We start from the raw sequence: 19,199 nt of genomic DNA, 5'->3' as shown, positions 1-19,199 counted from the left end.
GCTACCCCTTATCCCAATGGGCAATCACGTCGTACCCAACCGGCGTCGGTGGGCCTTCCATGAATTCGGCGAAATGGCCCCACAGCTCGGCCACTTTAGGCGCGTTTGCGTTCGAGGTCGCCTCGCTTTCGACCACCGAGATCACATAGCCTGAACCATCCTCGTTCATCACGTTGGTAAAGCTGTGCATGCCGGGCATACCCATGATGTCGGATTTCAATTCATTCATCTTCGCCGTTGCCGCCTCGCGCGTACCGGGCTTCATTTTGTATTGGGTAATTCGTGCAAACATCACTTTCCTCCCTCGTCTGGCGAAATTGCCATGTAACACGGCCGGAACGGCCCCGCCGCGCGTACCCTAGCACGACGGCCCGAAATCTCGCATTGATACCGGCGATTTGCGCCGATTTTCAACCATACACCGCACTGCATCCGGGCGGCTGTCCCTTCAGGGTTGCAGCCTCGCCCCCAGTGCGGTTGTTTTTGCACCGATGGATGCTTGATCCCAATCAATGTCGAAACGCGAATGCGTCGGCAAAGTGGGTCCCATGCAAACACAGAACCCAACCGGCATAGACGCCTACAAACCCGCCCAGATCGCCGAGCTGGTTGAAACCGCTGGCGTTGCCAAGGCACATCTCACGGTCGGTCAGACGCTGACTCTGGCGATACTCGCGGGCGTGTTCATCGGTTTCGGCGCGGCCGCCTTCACCATGGTCATGACCGGCGTTGACCCCGGATTCGGACCGGCCCGGTTTCTGGGTGGTGTCGTGTTCTCGCTGGGCCTGATCCTTGTGATCGTCGGCGGGGCCGAGCTGTTCACTGGAAATGCCCTGATGACTATCGCGGCGGTGGACCGGAAAATCTCGCCGCGCGCCCTGCTGCGCAACTGGGGCCTCGTGTACCTTGGGAACTTGGTCGGGTCTATCGCGCTGGCTCTGGCCTTCGCTGCAACCGGCTTGTTTGACGGGCCCATGGGGGCCACCGCATCAGCAATCGCAAATGGCAAGGCCGACCTCTCTGCCACCCAGGCGTTTGCGCGCGGCGTTCTGTGCAACGCGTTGGTCTGCCTTGCCGTCTGGCTGAGCTTCGCGGCCAGAACAGCGGCGGGCAAGATCATGGCGGTACTCTGGCCCATAGCGGCGTTTGTCCTCTTGGGGCTCGAACATTCGGTCGCCAATATGTACCTGCTGCCGCAGGGCGCGCTTGCCGGTGCCGATTTCGGTTTGGGCGCGGCCATGGGCAACCTGTTCTGGGTCACGATCGGCAATATTGTCGGCGGCGCAGGCGGCGTCGCGCTTGCCTATCGCTTTGCCTATCTGCGCAATACGCCCGGCTGAGCACGCGGTTTATCAGGTTTAGGGCAAGGAGATCCCCACACTCCACCCTTGCACCCCGCCCCACCCTCCTCCACGTTTGAAATCACAAATTGTGATTCCAAACGGCTGCCATGACGAACCCGAAAAACCTGCCCAGCACGCATGAGGTGCAAAGTGCGATTCACAGGGTGCGCGGCACCCGTGTGGTGCTGGCCGAGGATCTGGCGCAGTTCTACGGAAAATCCGTCAGCGCCTTCAATCAGGCCGTCTCGCGAAACACCGACCTGTTCGAAGGCTACCGCTTTCAGCTGACCGATGCCGAGGTTGCCGATTTGCAATCACAGAATGTGATATCAAAACCCAAAGGCCGCGGCGGGCGGCGGGTCAATCCGTGGGTCTATACCGATTACGGCGTGGCCATCGCCTCGGCCCTGTTCAAGGACCCGCGCGCGATCAAGATCACGCGGATGATCACCGAAGCCTTTGTCGATGGCGCGAACGCCCTGGCCGAGGTTCCACGCAACCTGCCGGAAATCCTGCCCCCCGAACAGGCCCCCGCCCCGCTGCTGCCCAATGGCGACCAACTGCGTGAACTGGCCGAAAACATCCTCGATTCCGGCCAGCAGAGCCTTGTCGATTACATCGCCAACCCCACCACCAAGCGCCAACAGGCCGTGGCGGTGATCATGAAGACACTGGCCGAAACCGCCGGGGAAGAGGTCCGCACTCAACAGGAACGCCTGCGCCTGCGTATCGCCGAACGGCTGGCCACCGGCGATTATGCCAGTGACGACGACCGCAAAGGGTTGTTGGAACTGCTACAGGCGATGAAAGGCTAGACCCTTCCCCCGAATTCAGGGGCGCACGAATTTGGCGCTTCCCACCGACCGTTCGCGCGGCTTCGGCTGGTCCTGTGCCTGCACGGTGGTCGCGCGTGGCAGCTCCAGCTCGGCATACCCGCAGGCCACCCCGTCACCATCCGGGTCGTTGCGCTCATGATATCCCGGCTGCCCAGCGCGGAACGGACCGATCCCCATGGCCTGTGTCGCATCACACCCCGCCAGCGCGATCAGGTGGATCACCGCCTCGTCCCGCTCATAGCCCGAGGTGCGCAGAAAGACGCCCGTGGCAATCAGCACGGTCGTCAGCGGCAGCAGCAGAACCATGATCAGGATTCGCAGCGGGGACAGCGCCTGCCGCCGCGCCGCCTCGGCGCGCTGGTGTCGTCTGGCCGAGCGCGGGTTCAGGTCAGGTGCTTCCTGCGAGGGTTTCTTGAACAACATGCCCCGACCCATAAGGGCAATATGTGGCAAAGCCGAGGCAACACAGTTCCACCGGGTTCAAAAAATCTGGCCCGGCCCAAAACCACCGCCCGCACAGGCACAATTTTGCTTACTGCCGGTGATGTCCGACCGTTACCGGACCACATGTACCGCGCAAGGGGCGTGGCGTACGATATGGGACGCGGTTGACCCCAGCAGCAGATCCTGCATCCCCGGCCGGTGCGAGGCCACGATGATCAGGTCCGGGTGATGCGCCTCGGCCCAATCCAGAATGGTCCGGCCGGAGTGCCCTTCGACCACCACGCCCGTGGCATTCGGCAATTGCGACGCCAGCGTATCAAGCTCTGACTGAATCGCCTTTCGGGCCTCGGACAGATATTCCGCCGGCATGTACGAGATTGCATAATTCGGAATATGCTCAACCACATGCAGCAATGTGACCTGCGCGTCCGGCGTGGCCAGAACCCGGGCCAGTTTCAACGGCCCGGACGTATCTCTTTCAGCATCGAAAGAGATCGGAACGAGAATGTTGTGATACATAGCATGCGCCTCCGTTTTGCAGACTTACTTTGAAACAGACATGCACCGCAGGCTTTGATTCAGGTCAGGTAGAGCCAAATGTCTCTGCAACGTCATACATGACCGGCTCAAAGCTCTTGCATAGCTCGTTGATCTTGCGGTTGCGGTCTCGCATCTCGGGCGTCCGCAGCATGGCCAGGAAATCCTCGCGGCGTTGCCATTGCGAATAGTTGGCGATCCGGGTTTGCGCATCATTCACATGAAGCCCCGCGGAAACAAAGCCGGGCTGCTTCGAGATGAACTCGGAATAGGCGTCGGTCAGCGCTTCCAAAAGGTCCTGACAGGTGCCGGGCGTCATTTCAAACGTGGTGATAACTGTCTGAACACTGGCGTTTTTGGCGATTTTCGGCATCGGGATTCTCCATTTCTTTCCCCAAGCCTAGCACATCAGATTGAAACGTCGCCTATTTCCTTGCCGATGCGCCAATCAGCGCTTTTCTGCGCCCGTTTGTCAGGCGGCTGCCCACCCCGGAATGGGCGGCCAGCCGCTGTTTCAACGCTCCATTCGCATCGTGACCGAGACTTCGCCTTTCAGGTGATCCGGCCAGCGCAGAATAAGACTGTCGCCACTGACCCCCTGTTCGGTCAGAACATGAGGGGCCGAATAGACAAGGTTGTTGAACACCCCGGTCAGCGACCCGATGGCAGTGACCCCGTCGCAGCCGCGCGCCTTGCCGCCAAATGGCAATTCGCCGTTTGCCGAAACAGTCCAGACATTCGCGACCGAGTTCTGTTGGCTGCGGATGCGCAGCGGGTTCGAGGATCTCTTGCCAATCCCGTGATAGGTATTGTTCTCGTAGGTCACGTTCGAATGCCTGTTATTGTCCAGATCGGCAAAAGACGTATCGACCCGTTCCGCCCGCTCAATCGAACCGCTGGTGGCGCGGAACTTGTTGCCGGTCACCGTCACGCCATTCAGGTAATGGCCAGCGCCATAGGGGCGGATGATGATATAACTGAACCAGGCCGGTGCATCGCTTGAGAAAAAGATATTGTCCGTGATGCTCATCGAACTGAACGAGAAACCACTGGTATAATTCGGCGCCGCATCGCGTTCGTTGGTCCATTCGATAAAGCAGTTGTCGACATAGTTCTCGGCAATGGTCGAAGTGTTGTAGGTGCCGATCATGATCAGCCCCGCGGTACGGACCCCCTGCGGGATGCCGTCGCCCTGAAAGAAATGGTTGCCCAGAACCAAATTAGTACCGCCGCCCAGAACGGCAAAATGCTTGAACCGCACCGCCTGATTGTGACGCAGCTTCACATCGTTCGAGTTGGTGTTCAGCCCGATGGAATTCCGGTCCGTCACGTCAAGCGCTTCTTCTGAGGACAGGAACTGGCAATTGTCGATCAGCAGCCCCTTGCACCCCGTCGCGGTCGAGGTCAGGCCCCGATCCTTCGGGCGACTGATAAAACAGTCTTTCAACGAAAACGTACTGCCCGAGGCCGCCAGACGAATACCGCTGCACCGGCTGTTGCACTGAAACTCGATCTGTTCCATGCCGAATTTCCGCAACGTATCGAAACCGCTGAAATCCAGCAGGTATTTGAACGACTGAAAGGTAAAGGTCTGGGTACCGGCGGCGTCATAGATGGGTGCACTCAGGGTTATCTCACCGGCACCTATGTTTTTCGAGCGCACGTAAACCTCACGCCCGACACCACTGCCTTCAACCAGCGATCCTACCGGAATATTGGCCACATTGGCGACATTGGTCAGGCGTGTCTTGTCCAAGGGGTCATAAGTAGCGACAGAGGTGAAGGTTTCGGTGTCCCAGGCGGTACCGCTTTTGACATCGAACTGCCCGTTGCGGATCACGCGGCGCGTGGAAAAGCCGCTTTGCTTGTTGGGAACCGCAGCGGCCATGTCGATTGGCGCGGAAACGGAAATCTTGCGCCCGCCCAGATCCAGCGAGTCGTGGTCCGAGTTGTTCAGCAGCGCCTGAAACGCCTTCTTGAAGGCCAGCTCCTCATCTCCGAACGCCTCAATATATGCGGGCAGATGGAAATCCTTGGTCAGCAACAGCATCTTGTCATCCGGCATGGTAACGGTGCCTTCGAATTCAATCTCCGCATCGATGCTGGTGTTTTCCGCAAGGTGATAGATGCCTTGCGGAACAAAGACCCGGCGGCCACCGGCCGCCTGATCCGCCGCCTCAAACGCAACCGAGTCATCCGTCACACCATCACCAACGGCACCAAAGTCGCGCACATCGACCAGGCTGATCATCTCGCGCAGAAAGAACCCGGTGACATCGGTGATCTCAAGATCATCGACACGCACCAGCGCGCCGTTGGCCCCTTCGATATCCAGGCCGAAATGCCCGTAAAGGGCGGCAAGCCCCCAGGGCATGTCCACGCCCGGGCGCTGGCCGGTGCCGACAATCGCGGTGATCTCGTGAACCGTGCCATAGCCCGACAGCTGGGTGGCAGGCCCCTGTTCCACAACACCGGCCACATGCACATCACCCGCGCCACCGGCCCAGGCTGCAATGCGCACCGACGGCAACGGGCCACTGATCGCCTTGACCCGGGCTTTGATCTGCAAATAGCAACCGGGCAGGATCGGCGTCTGCCCCATGTAACGCAGTTGCTGCGTTGTGTTGACCTTCAGGATTTCAAGGCAACCGGCAAAATCCGCATCCGCCGGAACAAACACCCCGGTGCCGGACCCGCCATATGTGGGCGACCCGGGCGTTCCGTCCCCCGCAGACCAGACCGTCAGACCATTCGCGAATTGAGGCGGCATGAACACGATGCCGTCGGTGATTGCCTTGTTCATTGAAAACCCTTTCCCAATCGCGCCGCGCAAATCCGGCGACGCGTTCAAACCCCGTGTTCAGGTCCGCCCCGAACGCGACAGTCTGGATATCGAAAAGGAATTAACCACGGCTCATCTCACCGTGACGGTGGTGTTGCCTCAGGCCGCAGGGTCAGCGGCACCCAACAGTTGCACCCCGTTGATCTTCCAGCCTTCCGTCAGCGGGATCATCTGATAGTCCAGAAGATGCACCCGCCCGTTACCGTCCGTAATCATCACCTTCTGCCACAGCGCGCCGTCAACCTCGCGCAGTTCCAGAAAACGCACATCGGCGGGGCGCCAGACCATGGGATAGCCATTGCGCACCATCGCGCCGAAATTGTCGGGGTTTCGGAACAGACGCTGGATGCTGGGGCTGGCAAAGGTGAAGGCGGTCGCAAAGTCATCCGCCCGGAAGGCCTGTATCTGTGCCGCGATATTGGCCTCGATCTCGGCACTCTGCGCAAATGCGCCCGACGCCAGCCCGGCGCTCAGGGATAATGCAAGCAGTAGTCGACGCATGGGGCCACCTCCTGTTCCAAGGATAGCCCCATGCCGGTTCAGGTCAAATCAGACCAGCTCTCCGGCCAGTGCCTTGTCGATCAGCGCGATGGTCTCGGGCACGCCGTAAAGCGCGATAAAGCCCCCGAAACGCGGCCCTTGCGAGGCCCCCAGCAGCACCTCATAAAGCGCCGAGAACCACCCTTTCATTGGATCAAACCGCTCGCGGCCGATGGCATAGACCACCGATTGCAACGCTTCATCCTCGGTCGGGCCATCATATGCCTCAAGCGCCGCCTTCAGCGCTTCCAGCGCCTCGCGCTCCTGATCCGTCGGCGCGCGATGCTTACGCGTCGGTTTGACGAAATCGTTGAAGTACCGCACGGCGAAACCGGCTGCCTTGTCCAGATCGGGATGGCTCTCTGCCGTTGCCTCGGGCGCATAGCGGCGAATAAAGCCCCACAGCGCCTCCTTGTCTTCGGCACCGGAAACCGATGCCAGATTCAGCAGCATCGCAAAGGGAACGATCAGGGTCGATTCCGGCACGTCGCCGCCGTGGATATGCCAGACCGGGTTGTTCAACTGCGCCTTCAGGTCCTGCCCCGGATAGGCGCGCAGCTGCTGATGATACTCATCATAGGCTTTCGGGATCACGTCGAAATGCATCCGCTTGGCCGTCTTGGGCTTTTGGTACATGAAATAAGCCAGCGACTCGGTCGGCGCATAGGTCAGCCATTCGTCAATCGAGACACCATTGCCCGACGATTTCGAAATCTTCTGTCCGTTCTCGTCCAGAAACAGCTCATAGCTGAAATGCTCGGGCGCGCGGCCACCCAAGGCCCGGCAGATCCCGTCATAGATCTTTTCGTTGGTCGCGTGTTCCTTGCCGTACATCTCGAAATCAACGCCCAGTGCCGCCCAGCGCGCCCCGAAATCCGGCTTCCATTGCAGCTTCACGTTGCCGCCGGTGACGGGAACCGTCCATTCCTTGCCGTCTTCATCATCGAAGGTGACGGTGTAGGTCTCGGCGCAGACCTTTTTCATCGGCACATACAGAACCCGCCCGGTTTCCGGGTGGATCGGCAGGAAGATCGAATAGGTCTGCTGGCGTTCTTCCCGCAGGCTTTTCAACATGATGGCCATCACGTCGTCATAGCGTTCAACCGCACGCTTCAGGATCTCGTCGAACTGGCCCGAGCGATAAAAGTCGCGCGCCGAATAGAACTCGTATTCGAACCCGAAGGTATCAAGGAACCGGCGCAGCATCGCGTTGTTGTGCTCGCCAAAGCTGTCATACTCGCCAAACGGATCAGGAACCGAGGTCAGCGGGCGCTGCAAATGCTCTTCCAACGCCTCGGGGTTCGGCACGTTGCTGGGCACCTTCCGCATCCCGTCCAGATCGTCCGAGAAACAGATCAGCTTGGTCGGGATGTCCGACAGCGCCTCAAAGGCACGCTTGACCATCGTGGTCCGCGCCACCTCGCCGAACGTGCCGATATGCGGCAGGCCCGACGGGCCATATCCGGTTTCAAACAGCACATACCCCTTTTCCGGAGCACCTTTCTGATAGCGTTTAAGCAACCGGCGCGCCTCTTCAAAGGGCCAGGCCTTGGACGACATCGCGGTTTCGCGCAGTTCAGACATTTCAATGTGCTCCATTGGGGAAACGGTCGCGGCTGCACCACGCAACCCGACCGGCCCCTCCTATTGTGCCAGTGCAGCATGAGTCAATGACAGGCAACACTTTTCGCGATCCTGCGGCACCAGATCACTGGCGCCACCCCGCAAGGACTGTCAGTTTTCCCAATAGGCACACGACCCTTCTTCCTCCACGTCCAGGCGCGAAAGCAACTCATGTACAGAATGAAACCCGGTGTTAAGAAAGACCCCGAGCGCAGGTGGGCGCTTCCGGACCGTATATTCTTCGGCAATGGCGCCTGCCACATACTCGCTGGCGTCTATCTGAAGATGTCGCCCCTGCCCGGTTTTTATGCAGAAAGAATTGTCCCTGCCGAAGGGTTTGCCGGAAGCCACATCTACGTCACCAATGGCTTGCTCGCGTTCGATTGCCACGGGTATACGATCCGGAACCGGCTTGTCAGGTATTACACGAACAATTGGGCCGGCGAATATGATGAAGGGTGGAATTGCTGGCTGGAACTGGTGAATTTCGACCTTCTGAGTACCGCAGATCTGAATGCACGCAAGTTTCTTGGCCCCGACCAGTACAGATATGACCCGGTTGAGCGGGCACAGAACTATCTCGCACGGATTGACCACAAAAATGCTTCAGAGAAAACCATGCTCCGGCACCTCCGGGTTATGCCCGACCGGGGTTAAACAGAATTCCTAACCCCCAGAACCTGCTTTTCCGCCTCAAATCACGAGCTAGGTGTTGAACCTCACCGCCCCCCCTCATATCGTGCGCGATCAGAAACACCCAAGCAGGATGCCCCGAATGACCGAGCAAGTTCCCCACCCGATGTCCCCACAGGATTGCCTTGTGGCGATCATGGTTGCGATCTCGGCCTCCGACGAAACCATCCGAACCGCCGAGCTGGTCAAGATCGAGGTCGCCGTGAACATGTTGCCGGTTTTCGCCGGGTACGACATCGACCGGATGCGCCACGTGTCGCAGGTCGTGTTTGACCTGTTCGAACAGGAAGACGGGCTGGATGCGCTGTTCGGCCTGATCCGGGACAACCTGCCCGAACGCCTGAACGAAACCGCCTATGCCCTGGCCTGTGACGTCGCTGCCGCTGACGGAACGCTGGCCGAATCCGAACTGCGCCTGCTGGAAGAAATCCGGTACGAGCTGGACATCGACCGCCTGCACGCGGCCGCGATCGAGCGCGGGGCCCGGGCGCGCCACACCGTCTGACACCCGCTTCAGGCCGGTTTCAGGTTTCAGCTTCCGTAAAGTGATCCCCAGCGCTCCAGCAAGGCGCGCTGCAATTTCCGTGATCTGCTGTTCCAGCTGCGTGCGCCATCCGGGCGCTCACGCTGCGCGCGTGGGATCGTTGCGCGATGGTCCACGTCGGCGGTGAATATCGCGAATGCCAGATCAACCCCGTCCGCAGTTGTCAGGAAACCACCCAACCCGGATACAAAGTTCAATGTCCCTGTCTTGGCATCAACCTTGATTGGGTGGTTCTTGACGGGCCGCCCGTCCCGGTCGGTCAGTGCAAAAGGTTTCATCAGGGGTCGCAACATCCCCGACTTCTGTGTTGCAACAAGGGCCGCAACCAAATCCGCCGGTACCATGCGCGAGGCATCGCTCAGTCCCGAATGATCGACCATGGCGATCCCGGTCACGCCGAAACGACTGGCGGCCCACCGGTTCATCTCGGCTGCCGATTCCGCCAGGGTGTGCGGGTCAACACCGCGCGCCCTGGTCGCGGCCAGCCCGACCATCTCGGCCGTCAGGTTGGTCGAGTATTTCAGCATCCCGCGCAGGACATGGTCCAAACTGTCGCTGCGATGCACCACAAGATCAACACCCCGCACGCTCTGGCGTGTCACCTGAACACGCTTCAAAACGATCCCGTTCGACCGCGCCAAGGTGCGAAACACATCACCCGCGTACAAAGCGGGCTTGCGCACCGGCAACCAGCGGGCCCCGCCATTGCCCAGCGCGCCCTTGGCCACGGTCCAGCGATCCTGCCGCGCGCTTGCCTGATAGGTATAGATCGGCAGGCTGCGATCCTCGACCCGCATGGCCGAGACATCCACCGCAGGCACATAACGCGCGCTGCGGGCATCCATGGTTATGTCATAGCCACTCCCTGCGCGTTTCCATTCGAAATGGACACGATTGAAGTTCAGGGAAATGCCGCTGACGGCCGGGCTATAGCCCACATGATCCGGCTGCCCGGGATCGATGCTGAACACATAAGGCAACGCCCCGTCATAAACCTTGAACGCGCCGCGCACTTCGATAATCCCGGCCTCGCGCAGATTGGCCGCCATCGAGGCTAGCGCATCCGTATCCAGCAGCGGGTCGCCGCCCCCAACCAGAATCAAATCGCCGTGCAGAACGCCCTTCTCGATCCGGCCATCCGCCACCAGGCGAGTTTCGAACCGGTGTTCCGGCCCCAGAACATCCAGCGCATAAAGCGCGGTCATTGCCTTTCCAACGCTGGCCGGGGGCAGACTTGCGCCGTCACCAAACACTTCCAGTTGCGCCCCGGTCGCCACATCCGCAACCGCAAACACAACTTCGCCTTTCAGGCCTGCTGCGGCCACCAATCGCTCGGCACCGCTTAATATGACCCCACGCGCCTGCGGCCTCAGCGATACAAGCGGCGCCTGCGCAAGGCCCGCTGCCGGGATCAGGGACGCCCCTAATCCCCCCAGAAACAAACGACGTGAAAAACGACCAGCCATAGCCGAATTAAAATCCTACAGATCAAAAGCACACAACCACTGTGTTTGATTATGCGCCCGTTGGGGCTATTCCGGCAACACTTCTGCGCCCCATTCGCCGCGCGTCCGGAGTTCGGTCGAACTGACATCGATCATCGGCACGTTCACGAAACACCACGCCGGGGCCTGTGCCTGCCCCAAAAGATGCCGTGCCTGCCCGTCGATCCGGTACTTCGCATAAACCCGCGCCGCAGGCGACATCCGGGCCGAGATCCGCTCGCCCGGCCGCGCCACCACGCCCACCGGCACTGTGTCCATGATCAGCCGCCAGTCTTTCCAGCGATGAAACTGCGCCAGATTATCCGCGCCCATCAGCCAGACAAACCGCACCTGCGGGTAAAGCCGCCTGAGCGCTGTCAGAGTGTCCGCCGTCGCCCGCGTTCCGACCAGCGCCTCGATATCTGTCACATCCACTTTCGGATGCCGCATCACCTGCCGCGCCGCCGCCATTCGCCGCGCAATCGGCGCAGGCCCCCGCTCTTTCAACGGATTGCCGGGTGACACCAGCCACCACACCCGATCCAGACCAAAGGCCTTCATCGCCTCACGCGTTACATGCACATGGCCCCGATGCGGCGGATCGAATGACCCGCCGAACAGCCCAACGACCTGCCCGGGCCGCGCGTATGGGATGTCGTATCGCTCCATACCCTGCTGATGTTCAGAACCGGGCCGCGTTGTCAATCAATCGGTTGCACGGCGTCGCCCAGCGCAACCCGCCCCGGCCTGACAACTTCGGCACACCATCCCCCATGCCCCCGCACGGCAGAATAGCCGCCCTTGCCCAGCGCCTCTTCCATCCGGCTGCACGGCGCACAGATCACGGTAAAGCGCAAAACAGCCTCGCCCACCTGCACCTCGCGCCCCTTGAGCGCGGCAAGATTGATCCCCGAAACCACCAGATTGCGCCGCAGGGTTTCCGGGGCCACGGGTCCCTGCCCCAGATAAGACCCAATCGCCGCTAGATGCTCCTGTTGGATCAAAGAAACCGCCCGCTTGCCCGCACGGCCCCGGTCGCCGTCGAGGCCATCAGCCGAGACCACCGCCTCCCTCACCACCTCCACCCCAACCCGCCGCTCGGGCCTGACGCCTATCCATTCGACACGTCCTGGCTTCGCCCAACCAGCAATGAGATCTTTCAAAGACATCGAAGGCTCCGAGAATTTAGCACTTCCCTCATCTAGCAGTCTGGCCGTTCCCGAGGCAGCCGCTAAAAGTAATGCTGATTGATTTGTGAATTGGAGCCAAACATGCGCCTGACCATCCCTGAACCCAAAATCAAACTCTACGAAGACGGGTTTGACGAACACGACAAACTCTCACGCAAACCAACCGGAGACAAACTGTCAGAACTAGTCGAACGGATCGACGACCCACTCGTGATCGCTTTGGACGGAGCGTGGGGCTCTGGTAAGTCTTTCTTCCTGAAATGTTGGGTCGGCCAGCATCTGAAACGAAAGGGGAATACGACTCAAACCGTTTATTTCGATGCCTTCAAACATGATTTCTTGGATGATCCTTTGATTGCCTTGACCGGGGCCATTGCCGATCGATTCCAAGAAGCAGATGACAAAACGGCTCAGAAAGCTTGGAAACAGGCCAAGCAGGTCGCTCCGGCACTTGGCCGCGCGCTTGTGCGCACTGGGGTTTCGGTGGCCACAGCAGGCCTAGTCGCCAAAGCGGATGATTTGGCAGAGGCCGCTATCAACACCGTTTCCGGCGAGTTGGACGGAGCTGTGGCCGATTTCTGGAAACGAGAAAACGGAAAACGCGCTGCGATGAACGCATTTCGACGCGCGCTCATTGATCTGACTGAACCCAAATCATCAAACGGAGCTGAAGCAGTACCCACTAAAAAACTAGTGATTGTTGTGGACGAGTTGGACCGCTGTCGTCCCGACTATGCGTTATCTCTTCTAGAGACAATAAAACACTTCTTCGATGTCACCGGCGTGCATTTCATACTTGGTGTGAATTTGACCGAACTGCAGAACTGTGTTCGGGCCCGTTATGGCGAACAGACAAACTCTAACGGGTACCTGCAAAAGTTTTTTAATCTTCAGTTTGAACTACCAATTGAAACGCGAATGTCGTCAAATTCCACACTACAAAAATATCTACAAAACATATCGGACAGTATAGACTGTAAAAACACTCAAGGCATTGAATTGCTTAATATCTACACTAAGAAAGAGAGAGTTGTGCGCAGCCTGAGCCTTCGTGACTTGGAACGGCTTTCAACCTTGGCCATAGTTACTCCTCGGCTGGATACTGAATGGGGTGGTAAATATGCGAAGTGGCTTATTCCCGGTCTCCTCATACTGAAAGTTAAAAATCCAAAGGTGTATTCCGAGCTTAGGGTTGGGAAATTCTCAAAAGATGAGGTTTTGGAGTGGTTCGGGCTGACAGACGACGCGTTCGATGGGCAAGCCATTAACATCAAAACCCAACAGGACCTTTTAACAGTGGTTTGGCAGTACTACTTGGACGCTGAATTTGGAATCCAATCTGACTTTGGTGAAACTGCATTTAATTTTGAGCAAGATCTTGTTCCAGATGACTTACACGGCGTGCCGCGCACTGAGCTTCTTCCCACTTTAATCAACCAGTACTTGGAGCATTTCCAACCAAGCTACAATCGTTGAACCACATCATTGCCCCCACCCACCGCATCCGCTATCACACCGCCCAACCCAATTTCCCGACCCAGAGGACGCGACATGGCCGCCTATCAATATGTCTACCACATGCAGGGTGTCTCCAAGACCTATCCCGGTGGCAAGAAGTGCTTTGAAAACATCCACCTCAGCTTTCTGCCCGGCGTGAAAATCGGTGTTGTCGGCGTCAACGGCGCGGGTAAATCGACGCTGATGAAGATCATGGCCGGCCTCGACACCGACTTCACTGGCGAGGCTTGGGCGGCCGAGGGTGCCAAGGTCGGTTACCTACCGCAGGAACCGCAATTGGATGAATCGCTCACCGTCCGCGAAAACGTGATGCTGGGCGTGGCTGCGAAAAAGGCCAAGGTCGACCGCTTCAACGAGATCGCCATGGAGATCGCCGAGAATTACTCGGACGAGCTGATGGAGGAAATGACCACCCTGCAGGACGCGATCGACGCGGAAAACCTCTGGGACCTCGACAGCCAGATCGACGTCAGCATGGAAGCGCTGCGCTGCCCGCCGGACGATGCCAACATCGCCAACCTCTCGGGGGGTGAGAAACGCCGCGTGGCGCTGTGCAAGCTGTTGTTGGAAGCGCCCGACATGCTGCTCCTGGATGAACCGACCAACCACCTGGACGCCGAGACCATTGCATGGCTGCAACAGCACCTGATCGACTACAAGGGCACCATCCTGATCGTCACCCACGACCGTTACTTCCTGGATGACATCACCGGCTGGATCCTCGAACTCGACCGCGGCCGCGGCATTCCGTACGAAGGCAACTATTCCGCATGGCTGGAACAAAAGGCCAAACGGCTGGAGCAGGAAGCCCGCGAGGACAAGTCCAAGCAGAAAACCCTGCAGCGCGAATTGGAATGGATGCGTCAGGGTCAGAAGGCCCGTCAGGCCAAATCCAAGGCCCGGATCAACGCCTATAACGAGCTGGCCGAACAGTCCGAGCGCGAAAAACTCACCCGCGCCCAGATCGTCATCCCCAACGGCCAGCGCCTTGGCGGCAAGGTGATCGAGGTTGAGGGCCTGTCGAAACACATGGGCGACAAGCAACTGATCGAAGGGCTGGACTTTGCCCTGCCCCCCGGCGGCATCGTCGGCGTCATCGGCCCCAACGGGGCCGGTAAATCGACGCTGTTCAAGATGCTCACCGGTCAGGAACAGCCCGACAGCGGCACCATCACGCTGGGCGACACGGTCGAGCTGTCTTATGTCGACCAGTCCCGCGACGACCTGAAAGACAACGACACCGTGTGGGAGGCGATCACCGGCGGCGCCGAGATCATCCAACTGGGCGACGCGCAGGTCAACTCCCGCGCCTATTGCTCGTCCTTCAACTTCAAGGGCGGCGACCAGCAGAAAAAGGTCTCGCTGCTCTCTGGCGGTGAGCGTAACCGCGTCCACATGGCCCGCCTGCTGAAAGAGGGCGGCAACGTCCTGCTGCTGGACGAACCCACCAACGACCTCGACGTCGAAACCCTGCGCGCACTGGAAGACGCGCTGGTCGATTTCGCCGGTTGCGCCGTCGTCATCTCACACGACCGCTTCTTCCTCGACCGGATTTGTACGCATATTCTGGCGTTCGAAGGCGACGCGCATGTGGAATGGTTCGAGGGCAACTTCGAGGATTACGAAGAGGACAAAAAGCGGAGGCTCGGGCCGGACGCGCTGGAGCCCAAGCGGTTGAAGCATAAGAAGTTCGTTCGATAAATCGCAAAGCGATTTTCGAACGGGCGCGAGGCAGCGTCCGCATAACGGGCGCGTTCGCGCAAATATGAGAAAGGGCGCAAATGGATTGGCTTGCATTGCTTGGCGCATTTGGCCTTGGCTCTGTGTTAACGACTCTAGTTCAAAGTTGGCTTGCAAATAGAACCCGGAATGAGGAGCGTCGTTTTCAGGAAAGGAAAGAGGCATACATCGGCCTTCTTGAAGCTTGGAGAGACGATGATAACAGCGGTAACCTTACTGAAAACGCGTTCAATATTGGGCACTGGGTATTGCGCTGCGAGCTTGTTGGCTCGAGTCAAATACGCAAAGCGCTCACCGAATGGCAGACTTCAGAGCCGGGCTCCGAGCAACGGGTACTAGCAACTCAAAAAGTCAAGCGCGCTATGCAATCCGACTTATGCTAAATACCAATAGCAAACGTAAGATGAGCACTCGCACCCCTGACGCCAACTGGTAGGCCGGGCTTCAGCCCGGCACCCCTCGAAACACCCACACCTTTACCAACATCCACCGATGAATGTCCTCAAAACCCTTCAATCGATCTGAGGGGAATGGTGGATGCCGGGCTGAAGCCCGGCCTACGGGGGTGTTCTTTGTATCACGGCTCTCCGAATGCGCCGTCTGTCACACCGCCGCTCCATTCCGGATCAACCCGGCCTGCGCGGATATCACGATGAATCGACGAATACGGCCAATCGGTTGGATGCTCCACCAACCCGTGCTTGACCGGGTTCCCCCAACAATACGCCATATGATTACGATAATCCCGTTCGTCCCGAATGGTATGCTCCCAAAACCGACGCTGCCAAACCGCCCCTTCGCGTTTGTTGGCCCGTAGGCCGGGCTTCAGCCCGGCATATCTGCCGGATGTCACAACGGGCAAAACTGTCGGTACCGGTGCCGGGCTGAAGCCCGGCCTACGGTTTGTCTTGTTCACGCGCATGGTGAACCGCGCTTTGATCGCACCCCACCGCGTGGAATAATCCGCATCGCCCGGCGGCAAGGTCCACACCGCGTGCAGATGATCGGGCAACACCACAAGCGCATCGCACCAAAACGGACGCTCCCGCTGCGCTTCGGCAAAAGCCGCGCGCAGATGTGCAACCTCGCGGATCAACAGGTCTGACGACCGGTCGGCCAGCGAAACCGTAAAGAAATATCTGGCTCCGGGAATGCGGACGCGGCGATAATCACTCATGCGCGCAAGGTGGCGCAGGTATGACTACCAAGTGGTTAACACGCGCCTTTGCAGGCAACTGCCGCAGGTCGCATGCTCCACCGACCCCCGGTGTCCCATATCACAGCATTCAAGGATGGTTGCAGACGCGGCGCTTACCCGAACCGGTTGCCACGCAGCCGTCCGACACCGAACAGCCCCGTCAGCGCACCAAGCAGCAGCAGCCAACTGGCCGGAAGCGGCACGGCCGAGACGTTCACGTCCACCGGCGTTTCTTCGGACCCGGGCTCATTGCACCACAGCTCGCAGAACTCAGGCCCGGATTCCTCCACGACCTCTGTCCGTTCAGTCAGTATCTCGGGCAAATGCTTGGGTCCTCCAAGCTCGACAAGACGACGACGTCTTTCATTACGGCGCGGGTTCTCTTTCGCGAAGACCGGAGCCTTCAGCTCGTGTTCAAATTCGAACATGTTGTAGAATTTGAGCCCGCCTTCACGCGCGCCCGGCATCGAACCCTCTGTCCCATTTGGAACAGTCAGGGCCTGCGCGGCTCCGGCCCAGCACAACAAGGTTATCGTACAGACAACTTTCATATCCGCCCCCACAGCTGCCAAATAGTATAGCACCGGATAGCGAAATTTCCAAACATAGTGATTAATGAATAAAAACCGTCGGTTGTGAGAAGACGCCCCGCGCAACCGGCCAGAATGACACTGGTCCTGACCACGTGCCTGCAACCAAGAAAAGTGTCACTCTCCCGCGCAGGTATGGCACGCGGTGACCGCTCCGCATGGCCGACCGGAAAAGTGTGGGTCCGGGTTTTTCACTACCGTCGCGTATCAACAGACAGGGTGATCAGAGCACCCGGGATGCCATCAAACGGCGTCAAACCCGTCAGCGGATTCTTGTACAAATTGGGCTTTCTGCCCTCTGACCCCTGTACAATCCGTACAAACCACTCTTGCCACAGGCTTACCTCAATGCCATATGCAAGGTGCTAACGTTTTTCTATTTCGACCTACTGTCTCCTTCTACGGCGCTCAGTCTATCGATCCAGACCTACGACGCCAGGCTGCCGCAACTCCGTGGGCAGCACCAAACAGGAGACACGGATATGCCAGCAGGCACCGTAAAATGGTTCAACACCACCAAAGGCTACGGCTTTATCGCGCCCGAAGATGGCGGCAAGGACATCTTCGTCCACATCTCGTCCGTCGAACGCTCGGGCCTCACCGGTCTGGCCGACAACCAGAAAGTCACGTACGAACTGCGTTCGGGTCGTGACGGCCGCGAAAGCGCAGACAACATCCAGCTTGCATAAGCTCTTGAAAGGGTGAGGGAAATCCCTCACCCTTTTGTTCAACCGCTACCGTTTTGGTGGCTGTTTGATCACATCACGGATACGTGATGCTTGCCCCAGAATTGACCAAATAACATATCATGATGAAACTGGCTCTTAGGTTTCATTGGTCAATTGATGAGGGTTTCGATGTTTACACGCCGAGTTTTTCTGGCCGGAACAGCGGCCACGCTGCTGCCGGGCATTGCCAGCGCCAAGAAAGCGGTCGAGTATGATCCGACACCGCAATTCGTGCGCATCAAAAAGCAGTTTCTGCCCGGGCAGCTGCTGGTCGCCCCCCGTTCATTCTATCTTTACTATGTCACCGAACCACGCAAAGCGATCCGCTATGGCTGCGGCGTCGGCAAGGCAGGTCTGGAATTCACCGGCACCGCTACCATCGATGTGAAGAAGGAATGGCCGACCTGGCGCCCGACCCAAGAGATGATCCAACGCGATCCGGTGGCCTACGCAAAATTCAAGGACAATGACTATGTCCAGCCGGGAGGTGGGGATAACCCTCTCGGCGCGCGCGCGATGTATTTGTTCCAGAACGGTGTCGATACCTATTTCCGAATCCACGGCACGACACAGCCACAAACCATAGGCAGGGCGGTGTCAAACGGGTGTATTCGGATGCTGAATGAACATGTCATCGATCTGTATAACCGGGTCCCCATCGGAACGGTTGTTACGGTCGTCTGATCGCTATCACGGGGATGGCTAACCTTCCCCGCCCGCCTGCGTCACGAGTTGCAGCACGGACGGACCCATTGCGTCGACGATCTTCGCCACCCCTGCCGCATTTGGATGAATGCCGTCCGATTGCATGAAGTGCGATACGGCCGCGGGGTCGCCCTCCGCTGCAAGCCCCTCGAAGAAACTGCTGAAAAACAGGACTTCAAACTCCTGCGCCAGCGCAGGGTACATGCCATCGAATGCCCGCTTGTATTCAGCACCGTAGTTGCCCGGCGCCTGCATTCCGATCAACAAGACAGGAACCTTCGCATCGCGTGCAACCTCAAGGATCTTGCGCAGATTGGCTTGCGAAACAGCAGGATCGATCCCGCGCAACACGTCATTCCCGCCTAAGGCAACGATCATTCCGTCCACATCCGGTGTCAGGGTCCATTGCACCCGTGCGGCACCACCCGCCGTTGTATCGCCCGAGACACCGGCGTTGATAACCCGGACATCTGCGCCCTGCGCCTGCAACCAACGGTCAAGCTGGGGAACAAACCCATTCTCTTCCACCAGCCCGTAGCCTTGCGTCAGCGAATCCCCAAGGGCTGCAATCGCCACCTGTTCGGCTGTGGCCGCAAAACCGCAGAACACAAATAGGCTTGCCATCAAAACCTTGCGCAATACGG

The 19,199-nt window shown here is 58.7% G+C and carries 22 protein-coding genes; 9 read left to right on the top strand and 13 right to left on the bottom strand.

Translation table 11 applies throughout. From position 1 onward, the window contains the following. Window position 1 precedes the first annotated feature (1 nt). Window positions 2-292 carry an antibiotic biosynthesis monooxygenase family protein gene (locus ACR0AD_RS08295; RefSeq protein ID WP_209507883.1) on the bottom strand — a complete coding sequence of 97 codons (291 nt, stop codon included), beginning with the start codon at window positions 290-292 and terminating at the stop codon, window positions 2-4. A gap of 256 nt (window positions 293-548) precedes the next feature. On the opposite strand from ACR0AD_RS08295, the gene ACR0AD_RS08290 reads away from it, so the two are divergent. Together ACR0AD_RS08290 and ACR0AD_RS08285 are read left to right on the top strand one after the other, a co-directional pair. Beyond that, entirely contained in the window at window positions 549-1,340 is a 792-nt protein-coding gene (locus tag ACR0AD_RS08290; protein ID WP_480486740.1) for a formate/nitrite transporter family protein, read from the top strand. A 110-nt stretch (window positions 1,341-1,450) separates the two neighbouring features. After that, a complete protein-coding gene (locus ACR0AD_RS08285; RefSeq protein WP_480486738.1) occupies window positions 1,451-2,158 on the top strand; it encodes an ORF6N domain-containing protein in 708 nt (235 codons plus the stop codon). 15 nt (window positions 2,159-2,173) lie between these two features. On the opposite strand, the gene ACR0AD_RS08280 is transcribed toward ACR0AD_RS08285, so the two are convergent. From ACR0AD_RS08280 to ACR0AD_RS08255, 6 genes are all read right to left on the bottom strand, one after another. Further along, complete coding sequence (locus ACR0AD_RS08280) at window positions 2,174-2,602, bottom strand: excalibur calcium-binding domain-containing protein (protein WP_209507889.1); 429 nt, start codon at window positions 2,600-2,602, stop codon at window positions 2,174-2,176. A 132-nt stretch (window positions 2,603-2,734) separates the two neighbouring features. Beyond that, window positions 2,735-3,142, bottom strand: coding sequence for a universal stress protein (locus tag ACR0AD_RS08275; RefSeq protein ID WP_209507891.1), 408 nt, complete (start codon window positions 3,140-3,142; stop codon window positions 2,735-2,737). Window positions 3,143-3,206: 64 nt separating this feature from the next. Further along, window positions 3,207-3,533: an antibiotic biosynthesis monooxygenase family protein gene (locus tag ACR0AD_RS08270; protein ID WP_209507893.1), complete on the bottom strand. Its 327-nt coding sequence runs from the start codon at window positions 3,531-3,533 to the stop codon at window positions 3,207-3,209. A 141-nt stretch (window positions 3,534-3,674) separates the two neighbouring features. After that, window positions 3,675-5,963, bottom strand: coding sequence for a glycosyl hydrolase family 28-related protein (locus ACR0AD_RS08265; RefSeq protein WP_480486736.1), 2,289 nt, complete (start codon window positions 5,961-5,963; stop codon window positions 3,675-3,677). Window positions 5,964-6,101: 138 nt separating this feature from the next. Beyond that, a complete protein-coding gene (locus ACR0AD_RS08260) occupies window positions 6,102-6,503 on the bottom strand; it encodes a DUF4864 domain-containing protein (protein ID WP_480475250.1) in 402 nt (133 codons plus the stop codon). A 48-nt stretch (window positions 6,504-6,551) separates the two neighbouring features. Next, window positions 6,552-8,126, bottom strand: a complete 1,575-nt coding sequence (locus ACR0AD_RS08255; RefSeq protein WP_480486734.1) for a lysine--tRNA ligase — start codon at window positions 8,124-8,126, stop codon at window positions 6,552-6,554. A gap of 210 nt (window positions 8,127-8,336) precedes the next feature. Between ACR0AD_RS08255 and ACR0AD_RS08250 the strand changes: the two genes are divergently transcribed. Both ACR0AD_RS08250 and ACR0AD_RS08245 read left to right on the top strand, forming a co-directional pair. Then, window positions 8,337-8,822, top strand: a complete 486-nt coding sequence (locus ACR0AD_RS08250) for a hypothetical protein (protein WP_480483275.1) — start codon at window positions 8,337-8,339, stop codon at window positions 8,820-8,822. A gap of 118 nt (window positions 8,823-8,940) precedes the next feature. Then, on the top strand, window positions 8,941-9,363 hold the full coding sequence (locus ACR0AD_RS08245; RefSeq protein ID WP_209598583.1) for a tellurite resistance TerB family protein: 423 nt from the start codon (window positions 8,941-8,943) through the stop codon (window positions 9,361-9,363). A 26-nt stretch (window positions 9,364-9,389) separates the two neighbouring features. Here the strand turns inward: ACR0AD_RS08245 and dacB are convergent, their stop codons facing one another. From dacB to ACR0AD_RS08230, 3 genes are all read right to left on the bottom strand, one after another. Continuing rightward, window positions 9,390-10,868: a D-alanyl-D-alanine carboxypeptidase/D-alanyl-D-alanine endopeptidase gene (dacB, locus tag ACR0AD_RS08240; RefSeq protein WP_480486732.1), complete on the bottom strand. Its 1,479-nt coding sequence runs from the start codon at window positions 10,866-10,868 to the stop codon at window positions 9,390-9,392. A gap of 66 nt (window positions 10,869-10,934) precedes the next feature. Continuing rightward, window positions 10,935-11,555 (bottom strand): nicotinate-nucleotide adenylyltransferase, encoded by a 621-nt coding sequence (locus ACR0AD_RS08235; protein WP_480486731.1) that lies wholly within the window; start codon window positions 11,553-11,555, stop codon window positions 10,935-10,937. A 32-nt stretch (window positions 11,556-11,587) separates the two neighbouring features. After that, window positions 11,588-12,055, bottom strand: coding sequence for an MOSC domain-containing protein (locus tag ACR0AD_RS08230; RefSeq protein ID WP_480486729.1), 468 nt, complete (start codon window positions 12,053-12,055; stop codon window positions 11,588-11,590). Between the two features lie 102 nt (window positions 12,056-12,157). Here ACR0AD_RS08230 and ACR0AD_RS08225 point away from each other — a divergent pair, with 102 nt between their 5' ends. The 3 genes from ACR0AD_RS08225 (at window position 12,158) to ACR0AD_RS08215 (ending at window position 15,717) form a co-directional block, all read left to right on the top strand. Then, complete coding sequence (locus ACR0AD_RS08225; protein WP_480486727.1) at window positions 12,158-13,552, top strand: KAP family P-loop NTPase fold protein; 1,395 nt, start codon at window positions 12,158-12,160, stop codon at window positions 13,550-13,552. 75 nt (window positions 13,553-13,627) lie between these two features. Continuing rightward, complete coding sequence (gene ettA / locus ACR0AD_RS08220) at window positions 13,628-15,295, top strand: energy-dependent translational throttle protein EttA (RefSeq protein WP_480486725.1); 1,668 nt, start codon at window positions 13,628-13,630, stop codon at window positions 15,293-15,295. An 80-nt stretch (window positions 15,296-15,375) separates the two neighbouring features. Further along, complete coding sequence (locus tag ACR0AD_RS08215; RefSeq protein ID WP_480486723.1) at window positions 15,376-15,717, top strand: hypothetical protein; 342 nt, start codon at window positions 15,376-15,378, stop codon at window positions 15,715-15,717. 194 nt (window positions 15,718-15,911) lie between these two features. Here the strand turns inward: ACR0AD_RS08215 and ACR0AD_RS08210 are convergent, their stop codons facing one another. After that, complete coding sequence (locus ACR0AD_RS08210) at window positions 15,912-16,511, bottom strand: REP-associated tyrosine transposase (RefSeq protein ID WP_480486721.1); 600 nt, start codon at window positions 16,509-16,511, stop codon at window positions 15,912-15,914. Between the two features lie 134 nt (window positions 16,512-16,645). Then, entirely contained in the window at window positions 16,646-17,083 is a 438-nt protein-coding gene (locus tag ACR0AD_RS08205; protein WP_480486720.1) for a hypothetical protein, read from the bottom strand. 521 nt (window positions 17,084-17,604) lie between these two features. Between ACR0AD_RS08205 and ACR0AD_RS08200 the strand changes: the two genes are divergently transcribed. Continuing rightward, on the top strand, window positions 17,605-17,811 hold the full coding sequence (locus tag ACR0AD_RS08200) for a cold-shock protein (RefSeq protein WP_209506380.1): 207 nt from the start codon (window positions 17,605-17,607) through the stop codon (window positions 17,809-17,811). Between the two features lie 168 nt (window positions 17,812-17,979). Further along, window positions 17,980-18,534, top strand: a complete 555-nt coding sequence (locus ACR0AD_RS08195) for a L,D-transpeptidase (RefSeq protein WP_209506382.1) — start codon at window positions 17,980-17,982, stop codon at window positions 18,532-18,534. 18 nt (window positions 18,535-18,552) lie between these two features. Here the strand turns inward: ACR0AD_RS08195 and ACR0AD_RS08190 are convergent, their stop codons facing one another. Further along, window positions 18,553-19,179, bottom strand: a complete 627-nt coding sequence (locus tag ACR0AD_RS08190) for an arylesterase (RefSeq protein ID WP_480486839.1) — start codon at window positions 19,177-19,179, stop codon at window positions 18,553-18,555. Window positions 19,180-19,199 lie beyond the last annotated feature (20 nt).

Source organism: Ruegeria sp. BH8, assembly GCF_056538065.1.
Note: the sequence above shows the minus strand (reverse complement) of the source record. Positions and strands in the feature narration are given on the sequence as shown.